This window comes from Vicinamibacteria bacterium (assembly GCA_035620555.1).
Classification (GTDB): Bacteria; Acidobacteriota; Vicinamibacteria; order Marinacidobacterales; family SMYC01; genus DASPGQ01.
The window spans coordinates 1-2,749 of sequence record DASPGQ010000328.1; the positions used below are offsets into that span (position 1 = coordinate 1).

Below are 2,749 nucleotides of genomic sequence, written 5' to 3' on the forward strand. Positions count from 1 at the left end.
TGTGGCAAGGGATCGGCAATCCCGTCTCCCTGCTCGACGAACCTTCGCGTCTGCCACCCCCGCCTCACGCGGATGGCTCGGTTTCTCAGCTTCCGGAGCACCGGCGCATTATAGGGCTTCGTCGGCTGACGGCGGAAACGAGTCGTTCATCGGTGCTCAGCGGACCCGTGTCGGTAACGACGAGTCTCACGAACTCGATGCTTTCTTGCTACTAAGAGCCCACTCAATGTCCTCGCGCTGAAAACGCTCCAAAAGCGCCACCCGATTGCGACGGAGGAACTCCAGGAGTGCTAGACGCACGGCTTCTTCCTCATCGCGAAACCACCCGGCCTTCACCAGCCGTTCCAGCTCCTCGGCAAAGCTATCTGGAAGCTCCACTTGTATGGGTTTCAAGATAGTTCGTCTCCTCGTCTGTCCTTGATTGTAGCGCACCTCCGCGAATGGAGACGGATAGGGATTTCTAACCCTGGCCGAGACGTAGGAGAGGTGACAAAAGCTCGAGGGACTCGCGATTTCTTAGGGGCGCGAGGTGGCGGCGGCGGAAAACGGGGGGAGAGAGGATTTCGTAGGGACCCAACTTGACGCCGGAAGCAAGTGCCATGAGTCAGGCGCGAAAATATCCGTGCACAGGCTGAAAAGTCAAGAGCGGCATTCAATCCAAAGGGGCGACTGCTAATCACCCCCGCTTTTCTTGGACAGACGGGCAAGCGCGGCACGCGGTGTTACGATCGGGATGCCTTGAACTTGCTCCAGAGCAAGCATCCCTTCCTTGTCACCGGACACGGCCAAGGACGCTCCGGCCTTGATCGCGGTCGCCAGGATCATATTGTCATGGGGGTCCCTCGAGAGGGCCACTTCCGGCAAGTCCTCCACGATCCGTGCCCTCGCGTCAATCGTCTCGAGGAGCAGCTTCGCTTCCTCGCGGCTCACAAACCGTCGTAGTTTCTGGTAGTTGAGCACGCGCCGGAGCTCGTCGAGCTGCGCGTCTGAGGTTACAAGCTCGAACTCGCCCCGCCGCCATGCCTGATAGAGCAAATCGGGAGGAGTGTTCTTGGTGATGAGTGCTGCGACCAAAACGTTGGTATCAAGCAGAATCCGCACGGGCCCACTCTACCGCCTCATCGATCAGCTTCATGAGTTCGTCGGGATTGGCCTCCGCGTTGCGCTCTTTGATATCTCGCACGACACGATCGAACACCTCTCGGCGCACCGCATCGTTCACGAAATCCGACAGGTCCCCCTTCTTCAGCCCCTTGCGGGCCAAGTAGCTACGCACCGCTCGGTCCGTCTCATCGGGGATTGATAAGTTCCAGCGGGTCATCGTTCCACTCCTATACACTTAAGCGCCTATGCGTTTATCCTAGCAAGTTTCGGCTACTAGGGCGAGGCGAACCGAGTGGTCGCAACGGGAGAGGCATCTCACCGACCCCAAAGGGGCGAGAGGATTTCGCAGGGCCTAGCTTCGTGCCGGCCTCGAGTCCATGGTCTTCGAAGCTCAAAGACCGAGCAGAAGGTTTTCGATCGCTTCGGCTTTACTCGGAAGCTGAAGAACCAGGCCGCGACGTCGGGCGGAGAGGGTGCTGCCAACGGAGCCGGGAAAAGCGGTCGAAGTCGGAGTCCGTCGTGACCAGTGTGCAACCATGCTCGATCGCCACTGCGGCGTGTTGTGCGTCGGCAACGAGCTTGCCGGCGGCCTTCGACTCTCGGCAGAGCTCCTCAAAAATTGCGAGATGCGCCGTGCCGGGAGCCACGACCCGCGCCGTGGGGCGCTGAATGAGCTCCGCGGTAAAAGCGAACGCCTGGTCGAGAGTCGAAGCAGGTTTGAAGATGCGCGGGTTCGTCACGATTCTCGCGAACCCGACGAGCACCAGCACCGAAAGAGCGAACGGCTCCTGTTTCGTTGCGAGGTCCTTCAGCCAATCCGCAAAGAGGGGGTGGTCCGCCGTCGAGTCCTCACGGTGGGAATAAATCAGCACGTTGACGTCCGGAAGGAGCATCAGGGCCTCGGTACTCGCGGGGAGAAGAGCGTTTCATCCTCGTGGACTTCCAGACTTCGGGGGCGGTCGAGATCGATGCCCGGGCGAACTCCTTCGCCCTTGACGGTGACCAGTCGAAACGGGGGCACCTCGCGTGCCGTCTGCCGTTTCAGCGCATCGTCGAGCGTCCTGGCGATGAACGCGCTGACGCTCATGCCTTCTTTTGCCGCGCGACGACGAACCTGCTCGGCGAGTCGATCGTCCAGAGAGATGGTCGTACGCATATGAACATCATAACTGTTATTCATCACTGAATCAAGCCCGATAAAATTCTCATCACCGGCTAGCTCGAGAGGCTCCACATAGTCGGCGACCAATCACCTCTACGCTTCACCGCGCGTTCGGCGGACGTCGATGTCCCTCGAGTGGCGGACGCAACCAGCGCGCCCGATCAATACGTCACCAGGGTCGTGGTCCTTGCCCAGCCCACACGGTCTTGACGTCGTAGGCGGCGATCAGGGGGTCCACCGTCAGAACCGCCAGGCTCTCCGATTGCGCCTGTGCAACCAGTAGCCGATCGAACGGATCCCGATGGTGGTTGGTGAGGGACGCCACGCGAAGTGCAGGAACGTGCTCGACGGGCATTCCCCTCATTCCTTAAGACGCCAGGCGCCGGGCACGTAGAGCTCGGGCGATTCGGGAAGCTTCAATTTTCCCATCGAGCTCTTGATCGCTATCTCCCAGGAGCTTGCCGCCGAAAAGTAGACGACATT

General features: G+C 60.0%; 6 protein-coding genes. All 6 read right to left on the reverse strand.

Translation table 11 applies throughout. The annotated features are described in order from the left end of the window. Positions 1–186: 186 nt before the first annotated feature. The 6 genes from VEK15_13430 to VEK15_13455 all read right to left on the reverse strand — a co-directional run bounded on the left by VEK15_13430 (position 187) and on the right by VEK15_13455 (position 2,621). Positions 187–393: a CopG family transcriptional regulator gene (locus VEK15_13430; GenBank protein HXV61694.1), complete on the reverse strand. Its 207-nt coding sequence runs from the start codon at positions 391–393 to the stop codon at positions 187–189. Between the two features lie 279 nt (positions 394–672). Beyond that, entirely contained in the window at positions 673–1,101 is a 429-nt protein-coding gene (locus VEK15_13435; GenBank protein HXV61695.1) for a putative toxin-antitoxin system toxin component, PIN family, read from the reverse strand. Continuing rightward, on the reverse strand, positions 1,085–1,321 hold the full coding sequence (locus tag VEK15_13440) for a ribbon-helix-helix domain-containing protein (GenBank protein HXV61696.1): 237 nt from the start codon (positions 1,319–1,321) through the stop codon (positions 1,085–1,087). The genes VEK15_13435 and VEK15_13440 overlap by 17 nt, the downstream gene beginning before the upstream one ends. 211 nt (positions 1,322–1,532) lie before the next feature. Beyond that, on the reverse strand, positions 1,533–1,997 hold the full coding sequence (locus VEK15_13445; protein HXV61697.1) for a type II toxin-antitoxin system VapC family toxin: 465 nt from the start codon (positions 1,995–1,997) through the stop codon (positions 1,533–1,535). Next, positions 1,997–2,260: a CopG family transcriptional regulator gene (locus VEK15_13450; GenBank protein ID HXV61698.1), complete on the reverse strand. Its 264-nt coding sequence runs from the start codon at positions 2,258–2,260 to the stop codon at positions 1,997–1,999. The genes VEK15_13445 and VEK15_13450 overlap by 1 nt, the downstream gene beginning before the upstream one ends. 175 nt (positions 2,261–2,435) lie before the next feature. Then, entirely contained in the window at positions 2,436–2,621 is a 186-nt protein-coding gene (locus VEK15_13455; protein HXV61699.1) for a hypothetical protein, read from the reverse strand. Between the last annotated feature and the right edge of the window lie 128 nt (positions 2,622–2,749).